Genomic DNA, 20535 nt, shown 5'->3' with positions numbered 1-20535 from the left:
GCTCATCGGGATGCGCCCTCCTTGGCAGTTGCCGGTGCGACGCGCAGACTGATGGCCGTCCACGAGACGGGCGGCAGCTCGACGACCGCGACGCCTTCGGAGTGGACGAGAGTCTCGTTCTGGCGAAGGGTCACGCGCTCCGGATCTTCGAGCGTGTTCACGGCGTAGACATCGTCGTCGCTGAGGGTGCGTGCAGACGCTTCCAGGACCGTGCCGAAGTCCGCGATATCGAAAGAGAGTGTCACCGGGTCGGTCTGCGATCGGTTGACCAGGAACACGCTGACGCTGCCTGTGGCGGCGTCGAACGTGGTCACGGCGTCGATGACCGGCACGCTCCCGTAGGCGTCGGTTTCATAGAGATCGCACTCGATGTGCGTGGGGATCGACTGCCCGGATGCGAGCTCCGAGGTGACGGCGAACGGGAAGAACGTCGTCTGCTTCCAGGCGATGCCGCCGGGCTCCGTCATAATCGGGGCGATCACATTGACCAACTGAGCGAGCGAGGCGCTGGTCACCCTGTCCGCCCGGCGCAGCAGTGAGATGAGGAGGCTACCCACCACCACGGCGTCCGCCACGGAGTACGCGTCTTCGAGGAGCCTCGGCGCGGTCGGCCAGTTCTGCGCACCGGTGATCTTGTCCACGGTCTCGAACCGGGTGTTGTACCAGACGTTCCACTCGTCGAACGAGATGTTCACGACGTGATCGCTGCGCTTCGCCGCCTTGACATGATCGATGGTCGCTATCACCGACTCGATGAACTCGTCCATGTCGACCGACGACGCGAGGAAGCTCGCGAGGTCTCCGTCCTTCTCCTCGTAGTACGCGTGGCAGGAGATGTAGTCGATGTCGTCGTACGTGTGCGAGAGGACGACGCGTTCCCAGTCGCCGAAGGTCGGCATCGAGCGACTCGAAGAGCCGCAGACGACCAGCTCGAGCGTGGGATCGAACATCCGCATGGCGCGAGCAGTCTGGGCGGCGAGCTTGCCGTAGTCGTCCGCCGAGCGGTGACCGAGTTGCCATGGGCCGTCCATCTCGTTCCCGAGGCACCACATCCGCACGTCGAACGGCTCGGTGCGGCCGTTGGCTGCCCGCTCCACCGCCCGTGCCGAGCCCGATCGCAGGTTCGTGTACTCCAGGAGGTCGAGCGCCTCCAGTGTGCCGCGTGTGCCCAGGTTCACGGCGAGCATGAGCTCACTGCCGACGGAGTCGAGCCACGTCGCGAACTCGTGCAGGCCCACCTGGTTCGATTCCGCCGAATGCCAGGCGAGGTCGAGTCGGGCGGGGCGCTGCGAGCGCGGGCCCACGCTGTCCTCCCAGCGGAACCCCGATACGAAGTTGCCACCGGGGTAGCGGATCGCGCTCACCCCGAGCTCGGACACCAGCGCCTTCACGTCGGAGCGAAAGCCCTCGGCGTCGGCGCTCGGGTGTCCGGGCTCGTAGATGCCGTCGTAGACGGATCGGCCGAGGTGCTCCACGAAGGAGCCGAAGACTCGTCGGTTCACAGCTCCGACCGGAAGCTGGGGGTCGAAGGTCAATCGTGCGGCGGTCATTTCTGCCTTTCGGTCGGATTCTCGCGGCCCTTCGAGCGGGTCGCGGCCGGCGTGCGGATGGTGGGTCTACTTGAGTCCGGTGCTCGCGACGCTCTCGATGAAGCGCCGTTGGACGAAGAGGAACATGATCGCGAGGGGCACCACGGCGATCAGGGAGCCGGCCATCATGACGCCGTAGGGGATGATCCCGCTCGGTCCCGTGAGCAGTGTGAGCCCGGAGGTGATGGTGCCCATCTCCTGCTCTGTCGTGAAGACGAGCGGCCACAGCAGATCGTTCCAGTTGTTGACGAACGTGTAGATGCCCAGTGTGAGAAGGGCGGGGACAGCGTTGGGGAGCACGACGCTGCGGAAGATCCGGAACTCCGAAGCTCCGTCGATGCGGGCGGCGTTGTCGAGGTCGCGCGGGAGGGAGAGGAAGAACTGGCGGAGGAAGAAGATCCCGAAGGCGTCTGCCGCGCGGGGGATGATGAGGCCCCAGAACGTGTTCACCCAGCCGAAGTCCGAGACCAGCTGGTAGATCGGGATGAGCGTCGCCTGGAACGGAATCATGAGGCTCGCCACGATCACGACGAGGAGCACACGACTTCCACGGAAGTCGATGCGGGCGAGGACGTAGGCGGCCAGAGAATCGAAGACGAGTGCGCAGATCGTGACTCCGCCCGCGAAGACGAAGCTGTTGAAGATCAGTCGGGCGAACGGCAGGTCCGTGAAGATCCGCTCGAAGTTATCGAATGTCCACGTCCCCGGAACGAGCGAGGGTGGGAAGGCGTTGACCTCGGACACCGGCTTGAAGGCGGTGAAGACGATGATGAGGATCGGCAGCAGGATGAGGAGTGTGACGAACAGCATCGCCAGGAAGTAGAGCCCGCGTCCGACACGCAGTCGCGTGGGGCGGCGTCGGGATGTGGCGATGTCGGTCATGCGGCGTCCTTCGCTCGACGGCCCGAGAGGGCGAACTGGACGAGGCTCAGCAGGAGCGTCGCGATGAGCAGCACGTACGACACCGCAGAGGCGAAGCCGAGCTCGAGGTCACGGAACCCGGACTGGTAGATCTGCATGACGATCGTCTGCGTGCTGCGGTACGGTCCACCGCCGGTGAGCACATAGATCTGGTCGAAGGCCTGGAGCGCGGCGATGGTCGCGATGATGAGTACGAATCCTGTGGTGTTGCCCAGCAGGGGGAGGGTGACGTTGCGGAAGCGGGCGATGGGGCCGGCTCCGTCCATGTTGGCCGCCTCGTACAGGCTCTTCGGGATCTCCTGGAGCCCGGCGAGGAAGACGATCATGTAGAACGCGAAGTTCTTCCACACGGCGACCAGGACAACGGTCGGCATCGCGAGTACCGGATCCTGGAGCACGTTGCCGATGCGGATGCCGAATGCCTGCAGCCAGTAGTTCAGGAGGCCCACCTGCGGGTCGAGAAGATACTGCCAGGCGAACGCGGCGACGGCGAGGGAGACGATGAACGGCAGGAACAGCCACGTGCGGAACATGCCTCGCAGCGGCAGATTCGGGCTGTTGAGCGCGAGGGCGAGCAGGAGCGCGAGCACGACGGCCACCGGCGTGAAGAGGACGGTGTACAGCACCGTGTTGCTCATCGCCTGCAGCATCTCGGGGTCGGTGAAGACCTCGACGTAGTTCGCGAAGCCCACGTACTCCTCGAGTCCGAAGCCGCTCGCATCGGTGAACGAGAGCCTGAGCGCAGACAGCATCGGCCAGAAGACGAACAGGGCGAGGATCGTCAGAGCCGGCACGAGGAAGGCCAGGATCGTCAGGCGGCGCTTCGCCGCTCCTCCGATCGGGCCGCGTCCGCCGAGCTGCGCCGGCGGACGGCGGCGACGGGCGGGTGGGGAAGCCGTGGCGGTCATTGTCACTTCTTTCTACAACGTTGTAACCCACACAGTAAAGACCTCGAGGGCGGCTCGTCAACTCTCCGTCCCGGGGTGGCGGATGATCGCGAGCGGGCGCCGGTGCGGACACGGATGGAGCGGCTTGACTTTTGCCGGAACATCGAGAACCATAACGTCTATAACGTTTACTTACAACGTTGTAAAGCGATGATGAGGACACCCGTCCTCCGCGCCGACAGAGTGGTCGAACAGTGGAGGTTCCCCTGATGAAGAAAGCACTACCCGCAGCATTCGCGAGCGTCCTTCTGCTCGCCCTGGCCGGCTGCTCGTCGGCCGGCGCCCCCTCCGCGGAAGGTGGAGTGATCGAGCTCGACTTCTGGCACGGCTACACGGAAGCGGATGGCGAGGTGCTGAATGACCTCGTCGCCGAGTTCAACAAGTCGCAGGACGAGGTGAAGATCACGCCGTCGGTCAAGCCCTGGGCGACGCTCCTGGACTCGGCTCTGCCCGCGCTGACCGCGAAGAAGGGGCCGCAGCTCATGGCGATCCCTCCCGAGAACATCCCGGTCTTCGCGTCGAAAGGCGCACTCCAGCCTCTCGACGACTGGTACGAGAGCGACAGCGCCGCGGACGTCCTCAACCCCGGTGCTGTCGATACCGGCATCGTCGACGGCGAGCGCTTCGGGGCTCCGCTGAGCTTCACCCCGCTGACGATGTTCTACAACACCGCGATGTTCGAGGCTGCCGGCGTCTCCGTGCCGACGACGTGGGACGAGTGGGTCGCTGCCGCGACCGCGCTCACCGTCGACGCGAACGGAGACGGTGAGCCCGAGCAGTACGGGCTCGCCCTCCAGGACAACGCGACCGTGGGCAACGGCGTCTGGCCGTCTCTCTTCAAGAGCGGCGGTGGTGATGTCGTGACCGCCGACGGTGACGTCGTGGTCGATTCGCCCGAGAACGTCGAGACGCTCACCTATTGGGCCGATGCCGTCGCGGCCGGGAAGTTCTCGCCGACGGGCATCACGGGCGCCGACGCCGACGGACTCTTCAGCGCGGGGAAGGTCGCGATGACCCTCGGGGGGCCGTGGCTCGCCACCGTCTCCGAAGAATCGGGCATCGACTACGGCATCGCGCCGCTCCCGGCCGGGCCTGACGGCATCGTGGCCTCCGCTCTCGCCGTCGACATGAGCATCACCGCTCAGGCGTCAGCGGAGGAGAAGGCGGCGGCCGAGAAGTTCTTCACCTGGTTCTACCAGAAGGAGAACATGGTCACGTGGTCGCTCGCTTCCGGCTGGCCCCCGCTCACGTCGGAGGTTACGGCCGAGGATGTGGCGGAGAACCCCGTCGTGTCGGCCCTCACAGAGCAGTCGCAATACGGTGCCGCACTCCTGCCGGGTGTCATCCCGTCGACCGATGTGCTCACCGCGCTCGACACCGCCACGCAGAAAGCGCTCGCCGGGGGCGACCCCGCGGAGCTGCTCCGCACGGCGCAGCAGGAGATGGAGGCGGCCCTGGCGGGCTGACTCCGTTGCACGACCACCCGCACCGACGCTCCCGATCGGTGCGGGTCGCCGTGTGTCGGTCGCCGACACGCGGCAGAGAGATCGAAACGGATCCGCGGATCCGAGAAGGAGAACGACGACGTGAACTGGTTCGAGGACGGACGCCTGCGATTCGCGATGGGAGTGGAAGACACCTTCATCCCTCAGACCCGGCCGGGTGAGCGCGCGCTGGATGAGTACGAACTCATGCAGCACTACCGCTTCTGGTCGGAGGATCTCGGCTACTGCGCCGACGTGGGCAGCGAGATGGTGCGATGGGGGATCCCCTGGTACCGCGTCAACCCGGCGCCCGGTGAGTGGGACTGGGAGTGGCTCGATGGGGTCATCGACCGTTTCGACGAGCTGGGGATCGAACTCATCGCCGACCTCGTCCACTACGGGACACCGCTCTGGCTCGAGGATCAGTTCGTCAACCCGGAGTACCCGGAGCGCGTCGCCGAGTACGCGGCTGCCGTCGCCGAAAGGTATCGAGGTCGAATCCGGCACTACACGCCTCTGAACGAACCGCTTCTGAACATCATGTACTGCGGTGAGTTCGCGCAGTGGCCGCCGTACCGCTCCGGCGATCGTGGCTTCGTGGAGGTGCTCCGCGGGATCTCCCGCGGCATCGTCACAACGCAGCGGGCGATCGCCGCCGTCGATCCGGATGCCGACTTCGTGCACGTCGAGGCCTCCTTCCGGTTCGCGGGCGACACTGCTGCGCACAGCGACACTCATGAGCACCTGCGGCATCGCGCGTACATCGTGCAGGATCTCGTGATGGGACGCGTCGCAGACGGCCACCCGCTCACCGAATACCTGCGGGAGAACGGGTTCACCGACGAGGACTTCGCCTGGGCCATCGAGAACACGGCGATCCCCGACGTGGTCGGGATCAACTACTACCCGCAGCATTCCACGGAGGTGTTCGAAGCGGGGGTGGTGCACACCGGGGGTCCGCGCGATCTTCGGCCGCGCCTCGATGCCGGCACCGAAGGGCTGGCCGACGTCATCGAGTCGTTCGCCGCGCGCTACGAGCGGCCCGTCTTCCTGACCGAGACGAGCTACACCGGCACCGTCGAAGAGCGGATCGCCTGGATGGATGCCTCGATCGCGGCTGTCGAGGATCTCCGCGGTGCCGGCGTCGACGTCATCGGATACACGTGGTGGTGCATCACGGACATGGTCGAGTGGTCCTATCGCCCGGGCGTCGGCGAACCGATGGACTACCGCCTCTCCATGGGGTTGTGGGCTCTCGAGGAGGACGCAGACGGTGTGCTCCAGCGGCATCGCACGCCTGTCGCGGACGCGTTCCTGCGGCATACTCAGGCCTGATCGCCGCGGCTCTTGACTGATTTACAACGTTGTGCAATTCTCCATTTACAACGATGTAAATCCTGATGGGGAGCTCCACGTCAGGACCACGACCTCGGAGGACGCAATGAAGCGGTTATCGGCAAAGAGATCTCGCGGAAGGCTGGCAGGACTGTCCGCCATCGCCGCGACGCTGGCACTCGTGGCGACGGGATTCGTCGCCACATCGGCTCAGGCGGTGACGACGGGCAACGGATCGCTCGTGTACGCCCCGCCGAACGGTTCGTCGTTCAACGATGAGGGCGGAGACGCGACCGGCACGGCCTACGCGAAGATCATCGCGCTCAAGCACAACGGAACCTCCAACGGGACGCTCCTGAACACGTTCGATGACGGGCGTCTGATCAAGGACGTCAACCCGAGCTCCAACCCCACGACCGACACGCAGGCCTGCCTCGCGAACCCGGCGCTGGCATGCCACCAGGAGTGGCCGATCTTCCGCAGCACGAACGACGGCACGAGCTGGCAGAAGATCTCGGCGGTCAACCCCGGACTGCAGTTCCCCGGGATCGCCGGGCAGGAGAGCACGACACAACTCGATCGTCTGGCGCAGCCGTTCCTCTTCGAGGTTCCGCAGACGACGGGAAACCTCGCAGCGGGCACGATCCTGCTCACCGGCCAGATCAGGCCCGCTGACCGCAACGCCGCGTCGTCGGTGACCAAGCTCGTCGTCTACAAGAGCACCGACCGAGGCGCTTCCTGGAGCTACGTGAGCACGATCGACACGGGCGGACCGGCGATCTACGACCCCTCGTCGACCTCCACGACCACGACCGTCTGGGAGCCGACGCTGGCGATCGACGGCGGGGGCGGACTCGTCGCCTACTTCTCGGATGAGCGGCAGAAGGCGAACGGCGTTCTCCAGGCCGTGTCCTACAGGCGCTCGCTCGACGGCGGCCAGACGTGGGGCGCGCTCTCGAACGTGTCCGCACCGACCGACTCCACGCACCGTCCTGGGATGATCACGGTGGACAAGCTGCCCGACGGCTCCTACATCGCGACGTACGAAGTGGTGAATGCCCAGGGGTACGCGTTCTCGAACGCATCACCGGTCTTCTTCAAGAAGTCGCCCGATGGCCTCAACTGGGGAACGACGACGAGTCTGGGAACGCCGGTCGAACTCGCCGACGGTCGCGGAATCGGATCGTCCCCGACGGTGAAGTGGGTTCCCACCGGAGGACCGAAGGGGATGGTCGTCGTCGCCTCGAAGTGGGGGCTCGATGCCGCCGGCAACCTCGATGGCGGCCAGAACTTCTTCGTCAACTACAACCTCGGCGCCGGTCCGTGGGAGCGACTGCCCTTCGCCGTGACGTTCAACGGTCCGAGCTCGATCACGGGCTTCGCGCAGGGGATCGACTACAGCCCGGATGGTCGCACGCTGTATCAGGCGGTGAATGTCGACAACTACCGCGCGAATCCGTCGAACCCCAGTCAGACCTACCTATACAACGACATCCGGGTCGGGACGATCCCGCTCACGGCGACCGCATACGAGGCCGAGAACGCCGCGCGGACGAACACCACTCTCGTGACGCACGGCGACGCCTCGAACGGGAGCAAGGTCGGCAACATCAACTTCGCGGACAGCGCGGTGACCTTCACCGTCGACGCTCCGCAAGCGGGAACGTACGACCTCAATGTCCGGTATGCGAACGGCACGGGGTCCACGAGCGGCCATGCCGTGTCGGTGAACGGAGGGACGGCGACGAACATCAGCTATCCCGCCACCGCCGACTGGGGGCGCTACCTCTGGGCGCAGAAGACCGTCACTCTCAACGCCGGATCCAACACCGTGCGATTCGCCTACTCGGGCACCTTCGCCGAGATCGACCAGATCCAGCTCCACAAGAGCGGCACGACCCTGCCGGCGACCTTCCAGGTGCAGAACCGCAACAGCGGCAAGGTGCTCGAGATCCTGTCCGCGCTCACGACCGACGGTGCCCCTGCCGGGCAGTGGGGTCCGACGGCGAACGCCACGCAGATCTGGAAGGTGCAGCCCGCGACGGGGGGAACGTTCGAACTCGTGAACAAGAACAGCCGGAAGCTCCTCGAGATCCCCGGCGCCTCCACCGCTGACGGCACCGACGCAGTCCAGCGGTCGGCGAGCGGAACCGCGACGCAGCGCTGGAACCTGTCGCCCAACAGTGCGGGCTACTGGACCGTCGCCAACGCGAACAGCGCGAAGCTCCTCGAGGTCGACTCGTGCTCGACGGCCGACGGGGCAGTCGCGCAGCAGTGGGGCCCGACCGGGGCGGCGTGCCAGGAATGGCGTCTCATCAAGGAGGGCATCCAGTGATACGGGAGTGATGCGGGAGTGAAGCAGGGCGCGGGGCGGTCGGAGACATCGGCCGCTCCGCTCCTGTGTCCCGGCCCGGGTCAGTCCGACGGGACGGCGGACTCGCGGACGACCACCTCGAAGTCGACCAGAACCTCGCGGGGGTCCGACGGCCGACCGCCGCCGTCACGGATGCGGGTGAGGAGCAGCTCCACGGCGAGAGCGGCGATCTGCTCCCGACCGGGATTGATCGTCGACAAGCTCGGGAGCGTGTACTGGGCCTCGTCGATGTCGTCGAAGCCCACGACCGAGACGTCGTCGGGAATGCGGAGCCCTGCCTCCTGGAGGGCGCGCATCGCCCCGAGTGCGAGCGCGTCGTTGAGCCCGAACACGGCATCGAACTCGACGCCGTCATTCAGAAGGTCTCGGATGGCCGCAGCGCCGTTCGATCGATGCCAGAGCGTCGTGTACCGCACCAGCGACGGATCGACCTCGATGCCGGCGGCGGCGAGTGCCTGCTCATAGCCCTGCGTGCGCAGAGCGGCGGATCCGACATCCTCATCGACGTGCGCGCCGACGAGAGCGATGCGTCGTCGGCCGGCCTTCAGGAGGAGTTCCGTCGCGGCCTGCGCGGCCTCGACGTTGCGCATGGTGACGTGATCGACGGGACCGCCGAAGATGCGCTCGCCGAGCAGCACGACCGGGAAGTCGACCTCGAAGTGCTGAGCATCCGCCTGGCCCATGCCGAGCGGGCTGAAGATGAGTCCGTCGGTGAGTTGCATGCGCGGGCTCGTCAGGACGGCGATCTCGCGGTCACGATCGGCGCCGGTCTTCTCGATGAGTACGACCAGACCATGCTTCTCCGCCTCGGCGATGACCGCGTCGGCGAGTTCTCCGAAGTAGCTGAGGCTCAGTTCGGGGAGCACCAGCCCGATCACGCCGCTTCGTCCGGAGCGGAGAGAGCGTGCCGACAGATTCGGCTGGTAGTTGAGTTCGTCGATCGCTTGCCGTACGCGGGTCCTGGTCGACTCCTTGACGTGCGGATAGTCGTTGACGACGTTGGAGACGGTCTTGATCGAGACGCCCGCGAGATTCGCCACGTCGTGGAGGGTGGCTGCCATACGACCTCCCAGACGTCATCACCGTCCTTGATGATACAACGTCGTAATCACGTCGATGGAGGCTTCAGAGAGCGATGTCGTTGTTCTTCGTCAACGTCCGCCACCGCTCCGGCAGTGCGGTCTGAGCGCCGAGCGCATCCGACCCGATCAAGGGCCCGAGGTCGATACCAGTCAGGGCGGCGATGTCGGCGACGGGCACTTGGAACGTGCGGAAGGCCCCGAGAGGAGGGACGGCGAGCACCCCCTCCCGCGTGTCGACGAGGTCTGACTGATCGAGAACGAAACCGGCGGCGGCGAGCCCGTCCGGCCCCTGCCAGGCGGTGATCTTCCAGAACCGCAACGGGATCCGGATGCCGCGGTACGGCGGGTCGTCGTCGGCGAGCACCGGCGCGGTGAACACCTAAACCCGCTGATCGGTCGTCTCGGCGTAGGCGAGCACATGGTCTTCGAGGCCGAGCCAGAGCTCTTTCGACTGGTTGAAGCCGGCGGCCTGCGGTGCGGCGTTCGGGTAGGAGAAGGTCGCCTCGGTGGCGGCGCGAGCCGCGTCGACCGACCCCCACCCCGGATCGCGGCGGCGCACGAGGTGCCCGCGGTCGAGGTCGTTGCGGGCATAGACCTCCGGCCCGGTCTGCTCGGCGGCCGGCACGCGTTCGTCGAGCCGCCAGTCGCCGGTGCGCGGGAGATCCTGCAGCGAGGCGCCGTCGATGTTCACCGCGGTCACTGCGGCGAGCTGCCGTGCAGGATCGAGCAGCACCGTGAAGCGCGGATAGGGGAGTGGGCGCACCGTTTGCGCGGGGCGCGGGAGGGGGAGAGTCGCTCCGAGGAACGCCGGATCGTAGCCGTCGGTCATGCCCTCATCGTGCCCGGTGCCGCCGACGCGCGCACCTGCGGCCTCATAATGCGCATGATCCCCCCGCGCGTCGACCGACCGCCGAGGGATGCCGTGCCCCGCAACGAGTGGGTACCCGCGGCCGAGGTCCGCGACGCAGCACAAATAATGCGCATTATCACCTTGACCTGCCTCGACCGCAGCGCCGAGACTCAGGTGTCGTTCGGGTGAGGGACCCGACACCTGATCGAGGAGGATCGATGCCGCGTCGTCGCTTCACCCAGGCCGATGTGGCCGCCATGGCGGGCGTCAGCCAATCGACGGTGAGCTTCGTGCTCAACGGAAGCGCCCCCGCGGGCGTGCGAATCTCGGAGGAGACGCGGAGCCGGGTGATCGAGGCGATGCGCATCACCGGATACTCGGCCAACCCGATGGCTCAGCGCCTGGCGGGAGGACGCAATCAGATCCTCGGGGTGTTCACCTACGAGAAGACGTTCCCGCGCGGCGGTCAGGACTTCTACGGCGGATTCCTCAACGGCATCGAGCAGGCGGCCGAGCAGCTCGGCGTCGACATGCTGCTGTTCACGTCGGCGCGGGTGGTCGACGGCCGCCGTCGGCTCACCCGCGACGGGTGGCAGCGACTGGGCATCGCCGACGGCTGCCTGCTACTCGGACAGCAGGAGGACCAGAGCGAGCTGCAGCACCTCCTCGACACCAACTACCCGTTCGTGTTCATCGGGAAGCGGACCAGCGAGGGGCGGATGCTGCCGTTCGTCGGGGCCGACTACGTCGAAGCCTCCGCCCGTCAGGTGTCGCGCCTGACCGAGCGCGGCCACACCCGCATCGGCTACGCCGGACCGCGGGGCACCGATCAGCCCACGCTCGACCGCATCGAGGGCTACACCCGCGCGATGCGCGACGCAGGTTTCCCCCTGCGGTTCGTCGACGTCGACGACGTCGCCGACGCCGCCGACGAGATCGTCGAGCGGGGACTCACCGCGATCCTCGTGGCTCCCGAGCACCACCCCGAAGAGCTCGCCGACGAGCTCGCCGTGCGCGGGCGACATGTCCCGCAGCACGTCTCGATGCTGTTGCTCGGCCAGCCGCTGCATCCCCGCAAGGGCGGTCGCTCCTGGTCGGGCTTCGTCGTGCCCCGCGAGGAGATGGGCGCTCGCGCCGTCGTGCTGCTCTCCCGGATCGTCGAGCAGGAGTCTCGTGCCGAGGGCGCCTCCCGCCGAGAGCCCGTGCTCGACGACGCGGATTACCACCAGCTTCTTCCCTGCCCTGACGTCGACGGTGCAACGATCGCCGCCGCCGTCTCCTCATCCTCCGAAAGGAACCCCGCGTGACCGAGCACGACATCCACACCGACATCCTCATCGTCGGAGCAGGACTCGGCGGCGTCGCCGCCGCCCTCGCTGCCGCGGATCGAGGTGCCCGCGTCGTGCTGACGGAGGAGTTCCCGTGGATCGGCGGGCAGCTCACCTCGCAGGCGGTGCCGCCGGATGAGCACCCGTGGGTCGAGGAGTTCGGGATCACGGCGCGCTACCGCGCCCTGCGCGACGGCATCCGCGACGTGTACCGACGCCGCTACCCGCTGACCGACGCCGCGCGGGAGCGAGACGAGCTGAACCCCGGCGCCGGCTGGGTGTCGAAGCTCTGTCATGAGCCGCGGATCGCGGTGGGCGTGCTCGAGGAGATGTTGGCACCCCACCGCTCGACCGGGCGGATCCGGCTCCTCGAGCGGGTGCGCCCGATCGCGGCGACCGCCGACGGCGACGCGATCCGCTCGGTGACCCTCTCTTCGGTGGTCGACGGCGGCGAGACGGTCGTGCGCGCCCGGTTCGTGCTGGACGCGACCGAGACCGGCGAGCTGCTGCCGCTGGCCGACGTGGAGCACGTCACCGGCTTCGAGTCCCGCGCCGAGACCGGGGAGCCGAGTGCGCCCGAGCAGGCGCAGCCCGACAACGTGCAGGCATTCAGCGTCTGCTTCGCGATCGATCACGTCGATGGCGATCACACCGTTCCCCGCCCCGCCGAGTACGACTTCTGGCGCGAGTACGCGCCGGCAGCGTGGCAGGGGGAGCGGATGCTCTCCTGGCAGGCGCCGAATCCGCGCACGCTCGAGATCGGCACCCGCGGCTTCGCCCCGAACCCCGGAGACGACGCGCTCGACGTCGACGCCGATCAGTCCCGCAACGCCGGTGACGCGAACCTCTGGACCTTCCGGCGGATCGCCGCCCGCGACCTCTTCGCGGACGGGTTCTACGAGAGCGACATCTGCCTGGTCAACTGGCCGAGCATCGACTACTTCCTCGCTCCCGTGCTGACGGCCGACCGCGAGGAGGAGATCGCGCACTACGAGCGCGCCCGTCAGCTCAGCCTCTCGATGGTGCACTGGATGCAGACCGAGGCTCCTCGACCCGACGGTGGCTTCGGCTTTCCCGGGCTGCGTCTCCGACCCGATGTGATGGGTTCGGACGACGGCCTCGCCCAGGCGCCGTACCACCGGGAGTCGCGCCGCATCCGCGCGCTCACCACGATCACCGAGAACGACGTCTCCTATGCCGTCCGCGGTGATGACGGGGCGACGCGCTACCGCGATTCCGTCGGCGTGGGGATGTACCGGATCGACCTCCACCCCTCGACCGGGGGCGACACGTACATCGACGTCGCCTCGACCCCGTTCGAGATCCCGCTCGGCGCCCTCATCCCGCAGCGGATGACGAACCTGCTCGCGGCGAACAAGAACATCGGCACCACGCACATCACCAACGGCTGCTACCGACTGCACCCCGTGGAGTGGAACATCGGCGAGGCCGCCGGGCACCTCGCCGCCTACTGTCTCGCCGAGGACACCGCCCCGCACGCCGTTCATGCCGACGACGCCCTTCTCGCCGACTACCAGCGCGAGCTCGACGAGACCGGTGTCGAGCGGCACTGGCCGGAGGGACGAGCCCACGCCTACTGAACCGACGCCGACCCCCTCCCGCAGCACTTGCCCGATCACCGTGAACCCGATCATCACCACGAAGGAGTGAGCATGACCCCCCACATGAAGCGCCGCGCGCGCACCGCGATGGCCCTGGGCGGCGGCATCGCCGCCACCGCCCTCGTCCTCGCCGGATGCAGCGGCAGCCCTGACGCCGCCGAGACCCCCGACGAGCCCGTCGCCCTGCGGATGACCGTCTGGACGGCCGACGAGACCCAGCTGGCGATGTTCCAGGAGATCGCCGACGCCTACGTCGCCGACAACCCGGAACTCGTCTCAGAGGTCTCCTTCGAGCCGATCCCGTTCGAGGACTACACCACCACACTCACGACCCAGCTCGCCGGCGGCAACGCCCCCGATCTCGGTTGGATCCTGGAGAGCTACGCCCCCGAATTCGTCTCGTCGGGTGCGCTGGCCGACATCACCGACACGCTCAAGGAGACCGAGGGCTACGACTACGACGATCTCGTGGAGTCGTCCCTCGCCCTGTGGCAGCAGGACGATCGCCTGTACGCCTACCCGTTCTCGAACAGCCCCTTCGCGATGTTCGTGAACACCGACCAGGTGGCGGCCGCCGGACAGCCGAACCCGGCCGATCTGGTCGCATCCGGCGACTGGACCTATGACGCCGCGCGGGACATCTCGGCTGCCGCCGCGCAGTCCTCCGGCAAGCAGGGCCTCGTGGTGCGCGACTTCGACTACCGCGTCTGGGAGAACCTGGCCAGCATCTGGGGTGGCTGGGGAGCAGCCCCGTGGAGCGCGGACGGCAGCGAATGCACGCTGACCGATCCGGAGATGGTCGACGCGCTCACCTGGATTCACGATGCTGCGTTCGTCGACAAGGCCATGCCCGGCCCGGGTGTGACGGCCGACTTCTTCGCCGGGGACGCCGCGATGACGATCACGCAGATCAGCCGCGCCTCGGCGCTCGACGACTCGTTCGCATGGGACATCGTGCCTCTCCCCGCCGGTCCCGAGAGTCAGCAGAACGTGATCGGACAGGCCGGCATCGGGGTGTTCGCCAATGCGGAGCATCCGGAGATCGCCGCCGACTTCCTCGCCTACTTCACCGCCCCGGAGAACGCGGAGAAGCTCGCGACGTACTTCCCGCCGCCCCGCGAGTCGCTGCTGAACGCCGAGACCCTCGCCGCGGCGAACCCGCGACTGAGCGAGGAGCAGCTGCAGGCCGTCGTGGTCGACGGGATCCAGGGTGCGATCACCAAGCCCGCGCACGTCAACTTCGCGAAGCTGCAGGATGCGGTGCGCGCCGAACTCGACGCCCTCTGGGTGGCCGATGCCGATGTCGAAGCGGTGCTCACCTCGACCTGCGAAGCGATCGCACCGCTGCTGGAGGGCTGATCGGATGACCGCATCCGCCCTCCAGGCGGTAGCCGTCGCGGAGCGGAGGGGACCACGTCCTCGCCGCTCCGCGCTGGCCCGCCGCGACTGGATCGTCGGCTACACCATGGTCGCGCCGGTGGTGCTCGGCTCGCTGGCCTTCGTGATCGCACCGCTCGTCGCTGTCGTCTGGTTCTCGCTGCACGACTGGAACGTGCTGGCCAACACCTTCGTGTTCGCCGGCGCCGACAACTACGAGCGGATGCTGACCGACCCCGGCCTGCACAACTCGCTGCTCGTGAGTCTCTGGTTCTCGATCGGGCTCGTCGTGCTGAACATCACCCTCGCGCTGTTCCTCGCCGTGCTGCTCAACCAGAAGCTTCCGGGTACCACGACCTTCCGCACGTTCTTCTTCTCACCCGTGGTCGTCTCGCTCGTCGCCTGGACCATCGTCTGGAGCTTCCTCCTGCAGGCGGACGGCGGGATCAACGGCTTCCTCTCCCTGCTCGGCATCGAGGGACCGAACTGGCTCCGCGGCGACGTCACCGCCATGATCGCGGTGATCGTCGTGCAGGTGTTCAAGAACGTCGGCCTCAACATGATCCTGTTCCTCGCGGCACTCCAGGCGGTGCCGGAGGAGATCAGCGAGGCCGCGCGCATCGACGGTGCCGGCGCATGGCGGCGGTTCCGCTCGATCACGATGCCGATGATCAGTCCCACGATCCTGCTCGTGATGATCCTCACCATCGTCGGCTCGCTTGAGGTGTTCGCCCAGATCGCCGTCCTCACTGGCGGCGGCCCCGGCAACTCGACGACCGTGCTCGTCTACTACCTGTATCAGCAGGCCTTCCGTTTCAACGACTTCGGCTACGCGAGTGCGATCGCGGTGCTGCTGTTCTTCATCGTCCTGGTGCTGACCCTCATCCAGTGGCAGACCAGGAAGAGGTGGGTGTTCCATGAGAACTGACATCGACGACCGCGTGCAGACCGACGACATCACCACGCGTGCCGTCGTCACCGGGGACGATCGGCGCCGCATCCGCCCGAGCGGGGCGAAGACGAAGCGCCGCTGGGTCGGTGCCGGTCTGATCGCGCTGATGGCGGTGCTGAGCATTCCGTTCGTGTTCCCCACGCTGTGGATGGTCACCAGCAGCTTCAAGCCGATGAGCGAGATCCTGCAGAAGGTGCCGACGCTGTGGCCGCAGGATCCGACCGTCTCCGCCTACGGTGAGGTCTTCCGTCTGCAGCCGTTCGCCCAGCAGTACTGGAACAGCCTCTACATCGCGGCTCTCGTCACGGTGGGAACGATGCTGGTCGCGGCGATGGCCGGATACGCGTTCGCGAGGATCCGCTTCCCCGGCGCCAACGCGCTGTTCCTCGTCGTGCTGGTCGGGCTGCTGGTGCCCAGCGAAGTGACGATCGTGCCGCTGTTCCGTTTCGTGAACGGGCTCGGACTCATCGACACGCACTGGCCGCTCATCGTCGTGCCGATCTTCGGGGCGCCCGCGGTGCTCGCGGTGTTCATCATGCGGCAGTTCTTCCTGGGGCTCCCCGGCGAGCTCGAGGAGGCCGGTCGGATGGACGGGCTCGGTCGCTGGGGCATCTTCTGGCGGATCGCGTTCCCGCTCTCCCGCTCCGCGCTGGCCGCCGTCGCGATCTTCACGTTCCTGAAGTCGTGGAACCTGTACCTGGAGCCGATCGTGTACCTCTCGAGCAAGGACATGTTCACGCTGCCGCAGGCGCTGACGCAGTATGTGGACGCCTACGGCGGGCCGATGTGGAACGTGCAGCTCGCGGCGACGACACTCACGGTCGTGCCGGTGCTGCTCGTGTTCCTCGTCGCGCAGAAGCAGTTCGTGCAGGGCCTGGCGAACACGGGGCTCAAGGGCTGAGGCTCGGCCTGGAAGGATGCTGTCATGCCTCGCTTCGATCTGAGCCCTGAAGAGCTGCGCGCGTACCGGCCCGAGGTCGTCGAACCCGATGACTTCGACGACTTCTGGTCGGCCACGCTGCGGGAGTCGCGCGAGCGGGCTCAGCCGGTGCGGCTGCGTCGGGTGGAGTCGCCGCTGCGGGCGGTGGAGGTGCACGACGTGACCTTCTCCGGATTCGACGGCGACCCCGTCCGCGCCTGGCTGACCCGGCCCGCGGGTGCCCGCGAGGCGCTTCCCGCGGTCGTCGAGTACAACGGCTACGGCGGCGGGCGGGGGCTCCCGCACGAGCGGCTCGCCTGGGCGGCATCCGGATTCGCGCATCTGTTCATGGACACACGGGGGCAGGGCGCGGGGTGGGGCACGGGCGGCGACACTCCCGATCCCCACGGAGCGGGGCCGTCGTCGCCGGGCTTCATGACCCGCGGCATCCTGGATCCCGCCGAGTACTACTACCGCCGTGTCTTCACCGACGGGGCGCTCGCCGTCGATGCCGTGCGCACCCTCGACGGCATCGATCCCGACCGCGTGGCGGTGACCGGCACGAGTCAGGGCGGCGGTATCGCGATCGCGGTCGCGGGATTGGTCGGCGGTCTGACGGCCGCGATGCCGGATGTGCCGTTCCTGTGCCACTTCGAGCGCGCGGTCGGGATGACCGAGCGTGACCCGTACCAGGAGATCGTGCGCTATCTCTCGGTGCGGCGAGGCGATGCCGCGGCCGTCTTCGACACGCTCTCCTACTTCGACGGCGTGAACTTCGCGAAGCGCGCGACGGCCCCCGCCCTGTTCTCGGTGGCTCTCCTCGACCAGGTCTGCCCTCCCTCCACTGTGTACGCGGCGCGGAACACGTGGGCGGGCACGGCCGACATCGAGGAGTACGCCTTCAACGGCCACGAGGGCGGACTCGGCGTGCAGTGGGAGCGGCAGGCGACGTTCCTGTCCGGGATCCTCGGGTAGCGACCCTCCGTCGTCAGCCGACGATCACGTCCAGCGCGACGGTGGGGCAGGCGACCCGCGGGAGGTCGGCGAGACCGCTGCCGCGCACCGAGTCGCCGGTCGCCCATCGCGGATCGGTCGACACGACCACGCGTCCGACGCCGTTCGTCAGCGTGACCTCGCTGCCCAGCGCGGCGAACCGGTGGGTCAGGTCCCGCTCGACCGCCGACACGAGCAGGTCGAGTCCGGCGACGCCGATCCGCTGTCCGTCCACATCGGCGGGCACGGCGATCGTGATCGTGTACTCGTCGCTGCAGAGGTAGTCGACATAAGGGCCGGCCACATGCGGCTCCCCGGTGGTCATCGGCACGCGGTACCACTCGAGCGCGCTGTAGTCGATGTTCTCCTTGTTGAGCGACTGCGAGGCGAGCACGAGCTGCCGCCGGTCGTCGCCCTGCCACCACGCCAGGTGGCTGTGGGCGTCGGCGAGCAGATCGATCGCCGCGATGAACCCGGCGCCGTACACGGGCACGCCGCGCAGGTCGAGTGTCTTCAGGGCATGCGGTCGCACCAGGGCATCGATCTTCGAGCGGGTGAGCGGTCCGCTGGCCCTGGCCTCGGCGACCTGGGTGGCGAACGGGCCCACCCAGTCGACCAGTGCCCGCACGGGCGCTGCGAAGTAGTCCTCCACGATCGCGGCCGCGGCCTGGGTGGCGGTGTCGGTTGCTGTGTTCATCGCGTCCTCCTGTGCACGTCGATGCGGGTCTTCGGAACTAACCGTTCGCGGCCTGGAGCCGGATCAGCGCGTCGATGGTCTCGGCGGCCATGAGCTCGGTCCTCGCCCCGGCGGCGTCGGGGTCTCCGGCCTCCACGGCGTCGATGACGGCGGCGAGGTGCGCGCCCTGCCGTCGAAGATTCTCGGTCTCGTGCGCGACGAGACGCAGGTAGGGCGAGAGCTCCGCCTGCAGCTTCATCTGCTCACGGGTCAGTCGCGCGGACTGGCTGAGGGCCACGATCTCGATCTGCACGTCGTCGAGCAGCCGGCGCTGCGCCTCGGTGTCGAGCTCGTCGATCCGGTCCATCCGACGGCGCACCCGCTGCGTCTCGCTGGGGTCGGCGCGCCTCGCCGCGAGGCGGACGCACGCACCGGTGATGGCGGCGTAGTGCGCGCCGAGGTCACGCAGGGCGACGCGCGAGGTGCGCCGCACCGCTTCCCGCGCGAACGTCAGGGGGTCGGCGTGTGCGGCGACGAAGCTGCCGCCGTTGCGTCCGCGTCGGGTCACGACGAGGCCGCGACCGCGCAGCGCGAGCAGCGCTTCGCGCACGGTCACCGGAGCGACGCCGAGGCTCTTGCTGAGGTCGGCCTCGGAGGGGAGACGCTCGCCGGCGCGGAGGTGCCCGCGGGTGATCGCGTCGACCAGGCGGCGCTCGACGAGCTCCGCCCTGCCCTCGTCGCCGATGGGCTGGAACAGTGCGCCCTGAAGGCGGTGCGGTTGTTCGTGCTCCGCGTCGGGGGAGGGGTCGGCAGGGGCGTGCGTCGGATGCGTCGTCGAGCTCGATGCCATTCTGCGATTCTCCCTTCCGCGCTCACCATACCCAAGAAACTCGCTGTTGACATATTACCTCTGGGTTTATATGTTTTGGGGAATCTTCCGAGTTCGACGATGACCGAGGAGCGCGAGATGATCGCCACGGCACCCGCAGCACCCGCAGCCGCAGAGGCCGCCCGCCCCGACGGGACGGTGACCCTGAGCGGCGTCACGAAGTCGTTCGGCGAGTTCACCGCCGTCCGCGACCTCGACCTCGAGGTCGCCTCGGGCGAGTTCCTGTCGATGCTCGGTCCGTCGGGCTCGGGCAAGACGACGGTGCTGCGCATGATCGCCGGGTTCGAAGACACCACCTCCGGCAGCATCCGCCTCTCCGGCGTCGACGTGACCAGGACCCCTCCGCACGCCCGTCCGGTCAACACCGTCTTCCAGGACTACGCGCTGTTCCCGCACCTGACCATCGCCGACAACGTCGGCTACGGGTTGCGCGTCCGCGGCGAGGGCAAGAGCGCCAGGGCCGCGCGGGTCCAGACCTCGCTGGAGCAGGTGCGGCTCGATCACGTCGCCGACCGTCTGCCGCATCAGCTCTCCGGCGGTCAGCGGCAGCGGATCGCCCTGGCCCGCGCCCTCATCCTGCGCCCTCAGGTGCTGCTGCTCGACGAGCCGCTCGGTGCGCTCGACAAGCAGCTCCGTGAGCAGATGCAGATCGAGCTCAAGCAGATCCAGCGCGAGGTCGGCATCACCTTCATCTTCGTCACCCACGACCAGGAGGAGGCCCTCACGCTCAGCGACCGCGTCGCGGTGTTCAACGGCGGCCGGATCGAGCAGGTCGGCACCGCACGCGATGTGTACGAGCGCCCGGAGACCGAGTTCGTCGCACGCTTCCTCGGACTCTCGAACCTCATCGGCGGAGAGCTGGCCGAGAGCCTGACCGGCGACCGGCGGACCATGAGTGTGCGCCCGGAGCGGATGCGGCTGATCGGACCGGATGCGGCGCTCGCCGCAGGCGAGGTCTCGCTCACCGGCACCATCAGCGAGGTCGTCTACACGGGCCCCGCCACCCGCTACCTCGTCACGACCGATGCGGGCCTCGACCTCATCGCCGAACGCCCGAACGCACGCCACTCCGCCGACGACGACCTCGCCCGCGGACACCACGTCCGTGCCGTCTGGTCACCCGACCACGCGGCCCGGCTTCCCTGAAGAACCGCACGTGAAACACCGCAACACCCGAACACCTGAGAACACAGCAGC

The 20535-nt window shown here is 67.7% G+C and carries 16 protein-coding genes and 1 pseudogene; 10 read left to right on the top strand and 7 right to left on the bottom strand.

Features of this window, described 5'->3' with window-relative positions:
• Window positions 1-2: 2 nt before the first annotated feature.
• The 3 genes from CQ034_RS07660 to CQ034_RS07650 all read right to left on the bottom strand — a co-directional run bounded on the left by CQ034_RS07660 (window position 3) and on the right by CQ034_RS07650 (window position 3418).
• The gene (locus tag CQ034_RS07660; protein WP_105710559.1) at window positions 3-1550 is read right to left on the bottom strand and encodes an alpha-N-arabinofuranosidase; all 1548 of its coding nucleotides are present in this window, start codon (window positions 1548-1550) and stop codon (window positions 3-5) included.
• Window positions 1551-1616: 66 nt separating this feature from the next.
• Window positions 1617-2471, bottom strand: coding sequence for a carbohydrate ABC transporter permease (locus CQ034_RS07655; RefSeq protein ID WP_105710558.1), 855 nt, complete (start codon window positions 2469-2471; stop codon window positions 1617-1619).
• The gene (locus tag CQ034_RS07650) at window positions 2468-3418 is read right to left on the bottom strand and encodes a carbohydrate ABC transporter permease (protein WP_105710557.1); all 951 of its coding nucleotides are present in this window, start codon (window positions 3416-3418) and stop codon (window positions 2468-2470) included. Before CQ034_RS07650 ends, CQ034_RS07655 begins: the two co-directional genes overlap by 4 nt.
• A gap of 248 nt (window positions 3419-3666) precedes the next feature.
• On the opposite strand from CQ034_RS07650, the gene CQ034_RS07645 reads away from it, so the two are divergent.
• From CQ034_RS07645 to CQ034_RS07635, 3 genes are all read left to right on the top strand, one after another.
• Window positions 3667-4923, top strand: coding sequence for an ABC transporter substrate-binding protein (locus CQ034_RS07645; protein WP_105710556.1), 1257 nt, complete (start codon window positions 3667-3669; stop codon window positions 4921-4923).
• Window positions 4924-5043: 120 nt separating this feature from the next.
• The gene (locus CQ034_RS07640) at window positions 5044-6276 is read left to right on the top strand and encodes a family 1 glycosylhydrolase (protein ID WP_258134124.1); all 1233 of its coding nucleotides are present in this window, start codon (window positions 5044-5046) and stop codon (window positions 6274-6276) included.
• Between the two features lie 181 nt (window positions 6277-6457).
• On the top strand, window positions 6458-8611 hold the full coding sequence (locus CQ034_RS07635; protein WP_258134123.1) for an RICIN domain-containing protein: 2154 nt from the start codon (window positions 6458-6460) through the stop codon (window positions 8609-8611).
• Window positions 8612-8691: 80 nt separating this feature from the next.
• Here CQ034_RS07635 and CQ034_RS07630 read toward each other — a convergent pair whose 3' ends face one another.
• Complete coding sequence (locus tag CQ034_RS07630) at window positions 8692-9711, bottom strand: LacI family DNA-binding transcriptional regulator (protein WP_105710554.1); 1020 nt, start codon at window positions 9709-9711, stop codon at window positions 8692-8694.
• Window positions 9712-9775: 64 nt separating this feature from the next.
• Window positions 9776-10561: pseudogene (locus tag CQ034_RS07625) on the bottom strand (DNA/RNA non-specific endonuclease).
• A gap of 239 nt (window positions 10562-10800) precedes the next feature.
• On the opposite strand from CQ034_RS07625, the gene CQ034_RS07615 reads away from it, so the two are divergent.
• The 6 genes from CQ034_RS07615 (at window position 10801) to CQ034_RS07590 (ending at window position 17755) form a co-directional block, all read left to right on the top strand.
• Window positions 10801-11889 (top strand): LacI family DNA-binding transcriptional regulator, encoded by a 1089-nt coding sequence (locus tag CQ034_RS07615; protein WP_105710552.1) that lies wholly within the window; start codon window positions 10801-10803, stop codon window positions 11887-11889.
• Entirely contained in the window at window positions 11886-13511 is a 1626-nt protein-coding gene (locus CQ034_RS07610) for an FAD-dependent oxidoreductase (RefSeq protein ID WP_219860773.1), read from the top strand. The genes CQ034_RS07615 and CQ034_RS07610 overlap by 4 nt, the downstream gene beginning before the upstream one ends.
• Window positions 13512-13583: 72 nt before the next feature.
• Window positions 13584-14891, top strand: coding sequence for a sugar ABC transporter substrate-binding protein (locus CQ034_RS07605; RefSeq protein WP_105710551.1), 1308 nt, complete (start codon window positions 13584-13586; stop codon window positions 14889-14891).
• Window positions 14892-14895: 4 nt separating this feature from the next.
• Window positions 14896-15837, top strand: a complete 942-nt coding sequence (locus tag CQ034_RS07600; RefSeq protein WP_105710550.1) for a carbohydrate ABC transporter permease — start codon at window positions 14896-14898, stop codon at window positions 15835-15837.
• Window positions 15827-16762 carry a carbohydrate ABC transporter permease gene (locus tag CQ034_RS07595; RefSeq protein ID WP_105710549.1) on the top strand — a complete coding sequence of 312 codons (936 nt, stop codon included), beginning with the start codon at window positions 15827-15829 and terminating at the stop codon, window positions 16760-16762. Before CQ034_RS07600 ends, CQ034_RS07595 begins: the two co-directional genes overlap by 11 nt.
• Before the next feature lie 24 nt (window positions 16763-16786).
• On the top strand, window positions 16787-17755 hold the full coding sequence (locus CQ034_RS07590) for an acetylxylan esterase (protein ID WP_105710548.1): 969 nt from the start codon (window positions 16787-16789) through the stop codon (window positions 17753-17755).
• Between the two features lie 13 nt (window positions 17756-17768).
• Here the strand turns inward: CQ034_RS07590 and CQ034_RS07585 are convergent, their stop codons facing one another.
• Together CQ034_RS07585 and CQ034_RS07580 are read right to left on the bottom strand one after the other, a co-directional pair.
• Complete coding sequence (locus CQ034_RS07585; protein ID WP_029262201.1) at window positions 17769-18470, bottom strand: cache domain-containing protein; 702 nt, start codon at window positions 18468-18470, stop codon at window positions 17769-17771.
• Window positions 18471-18507: 37 nt separating this feature from the next.
• The gene (locus CQ034_RS07580) at window positions 18508-19299 is read right to left on the bottom strand and encodes a FadR/GntR family transcriptional regulator (RefSeq protein ID WP_029273944.1); all 792 of its coding nucleotides are present in this window, start codon (window positions 19297-19299) and stop codon (window positions 18508-18510) included.
• A gap of 117 nt (window positions 19300-19416) precedes the next feature.
• Between CQ034_RS07580 and CQ034_RS07575 the strand changes: the two genes are divergently transcribed.
• A complete protein-coding gene (locus tag CQ034_RS07575; RefSeq protein ID WP_105710605.1) occupies window positions 19417-20484 on the top strand; it encodes an ABC transporter ATP-binding protein in 1068 nt (355 codons plus the stop codon).
• Window positions 20485-20535: the final 51 nt, after the last annotated feature.

It is taken from the genome of Microbacterium sp. MYb45 (assembly GCF_002979655.1).
Taxonomy (GTDB): Bacteria; Actinomycetota; Actinomycetes; order Actinomycetales; family Microbacteriaceae; genus Microbacterium.
This window is presented reverse-complemented; position numbering and strand designations above follow the sequence as displayed.

What these genes read in the sequence shown, in the direction of transcription:
- CQ034_RS07585 (WP_029262201.1), bottom strand. Translation starts at nt 18,470, where the DNA reads ATGAACACAGCAACCGACACCGCCACCCAGGCCGCGGCCGCGATCGTG.
- CQ034_RS07630 (WP_105710554.1), bottom strand. Translation starts at nt 9,711, where the DNA reads ATGGCAGCCACCCTCCACGACGTGGCGAATCTCGCGGGCGTCTCGATC.
- CQ034_RS07615 (WP_105710552.1), top strand. Translation starts at nt 10,801, where the DNA reads ATGCCGCGTCGTCGCTTCACCCAGGCCGATGTGGCCGCCATGGCGGGC.
- CQ034_RS07595 (WP_105710549.1), top strand. Translation starts at nt 15,827, where the DNA reads ATGAGAACTGACATCGACGACCGCGTGCAGACCGACGACATCACCACG.
- CQ034_RS07645 (WP_105710556.1), top strand. Translation starts at nt 3,667, where the DNA reads ATGAAGAAAGCACTACCCGCAGCATTCGCGAGCGTCCTTCTGCTCGCC.
- CQ034_RS07605 (WP_105710551.1), top strand. Translation starts at nt 13,584, where the DNA reads ATGACCCCCCACATGAAGCGCCGCGCGCGCACCGCGATGGCCCTGGGC.
- CQ034_RS07575 (WP_105710605.1), top strand. Translation starts at nt 19,417, where the DNA reads ATGATCGCCACGGCACCCGCAGCACCCGCAGCCGCAGAGGCCGCCCGC.
- CQ034_RS07660 (WP_105710559.1), bottom strand. Translation starts at nt 1,550, where the DNA reads ATGACCGCCGCACGATTGACCTTCGACCCCCAGCTTCCGGTCGGAGCT.
- CQ034_RS07600 (WP_105710550.1), top strand. Translation starts at nt 14,896, where the DNA reads ATGACCGCATCCGCCCTCCAGGCGGTAGCCGTCGCGGAGCGGAGGGGA.
- CQ034_RS07580 (WP_029273944.1), bottom strand. Translation starts at nt 19,299, where the DNA reads ATGGCATCGAGCTCGACGACGCATCCGACGCACGCCCCTGCCGACCCC.
- CQ034_RS07655 (WP_105710558.1), bottom strand. Translation starts at nt 2,471, where the DNA reads ATGACCGACATCGCCACATCCCGACGCCGCCCCACGCGACTGCGTGTC.
- CQ034_RS07590 (WP_105710548.1), top strand. Translation starts at nt 16,787, where the DNA reads ATGCCTCGCTTCGATCTGAGCCCTGAAGAGCTGCGCGCGTACCGGCCC.
- CQ034_RS07650 (WP_105710557.1), bottom strand. Translation starts at nt 3,418, where the DNA reads ATGACCGCCACGGCTTCCCCACCCGCCCGTCGCCGCCGTCCGCCGGCG.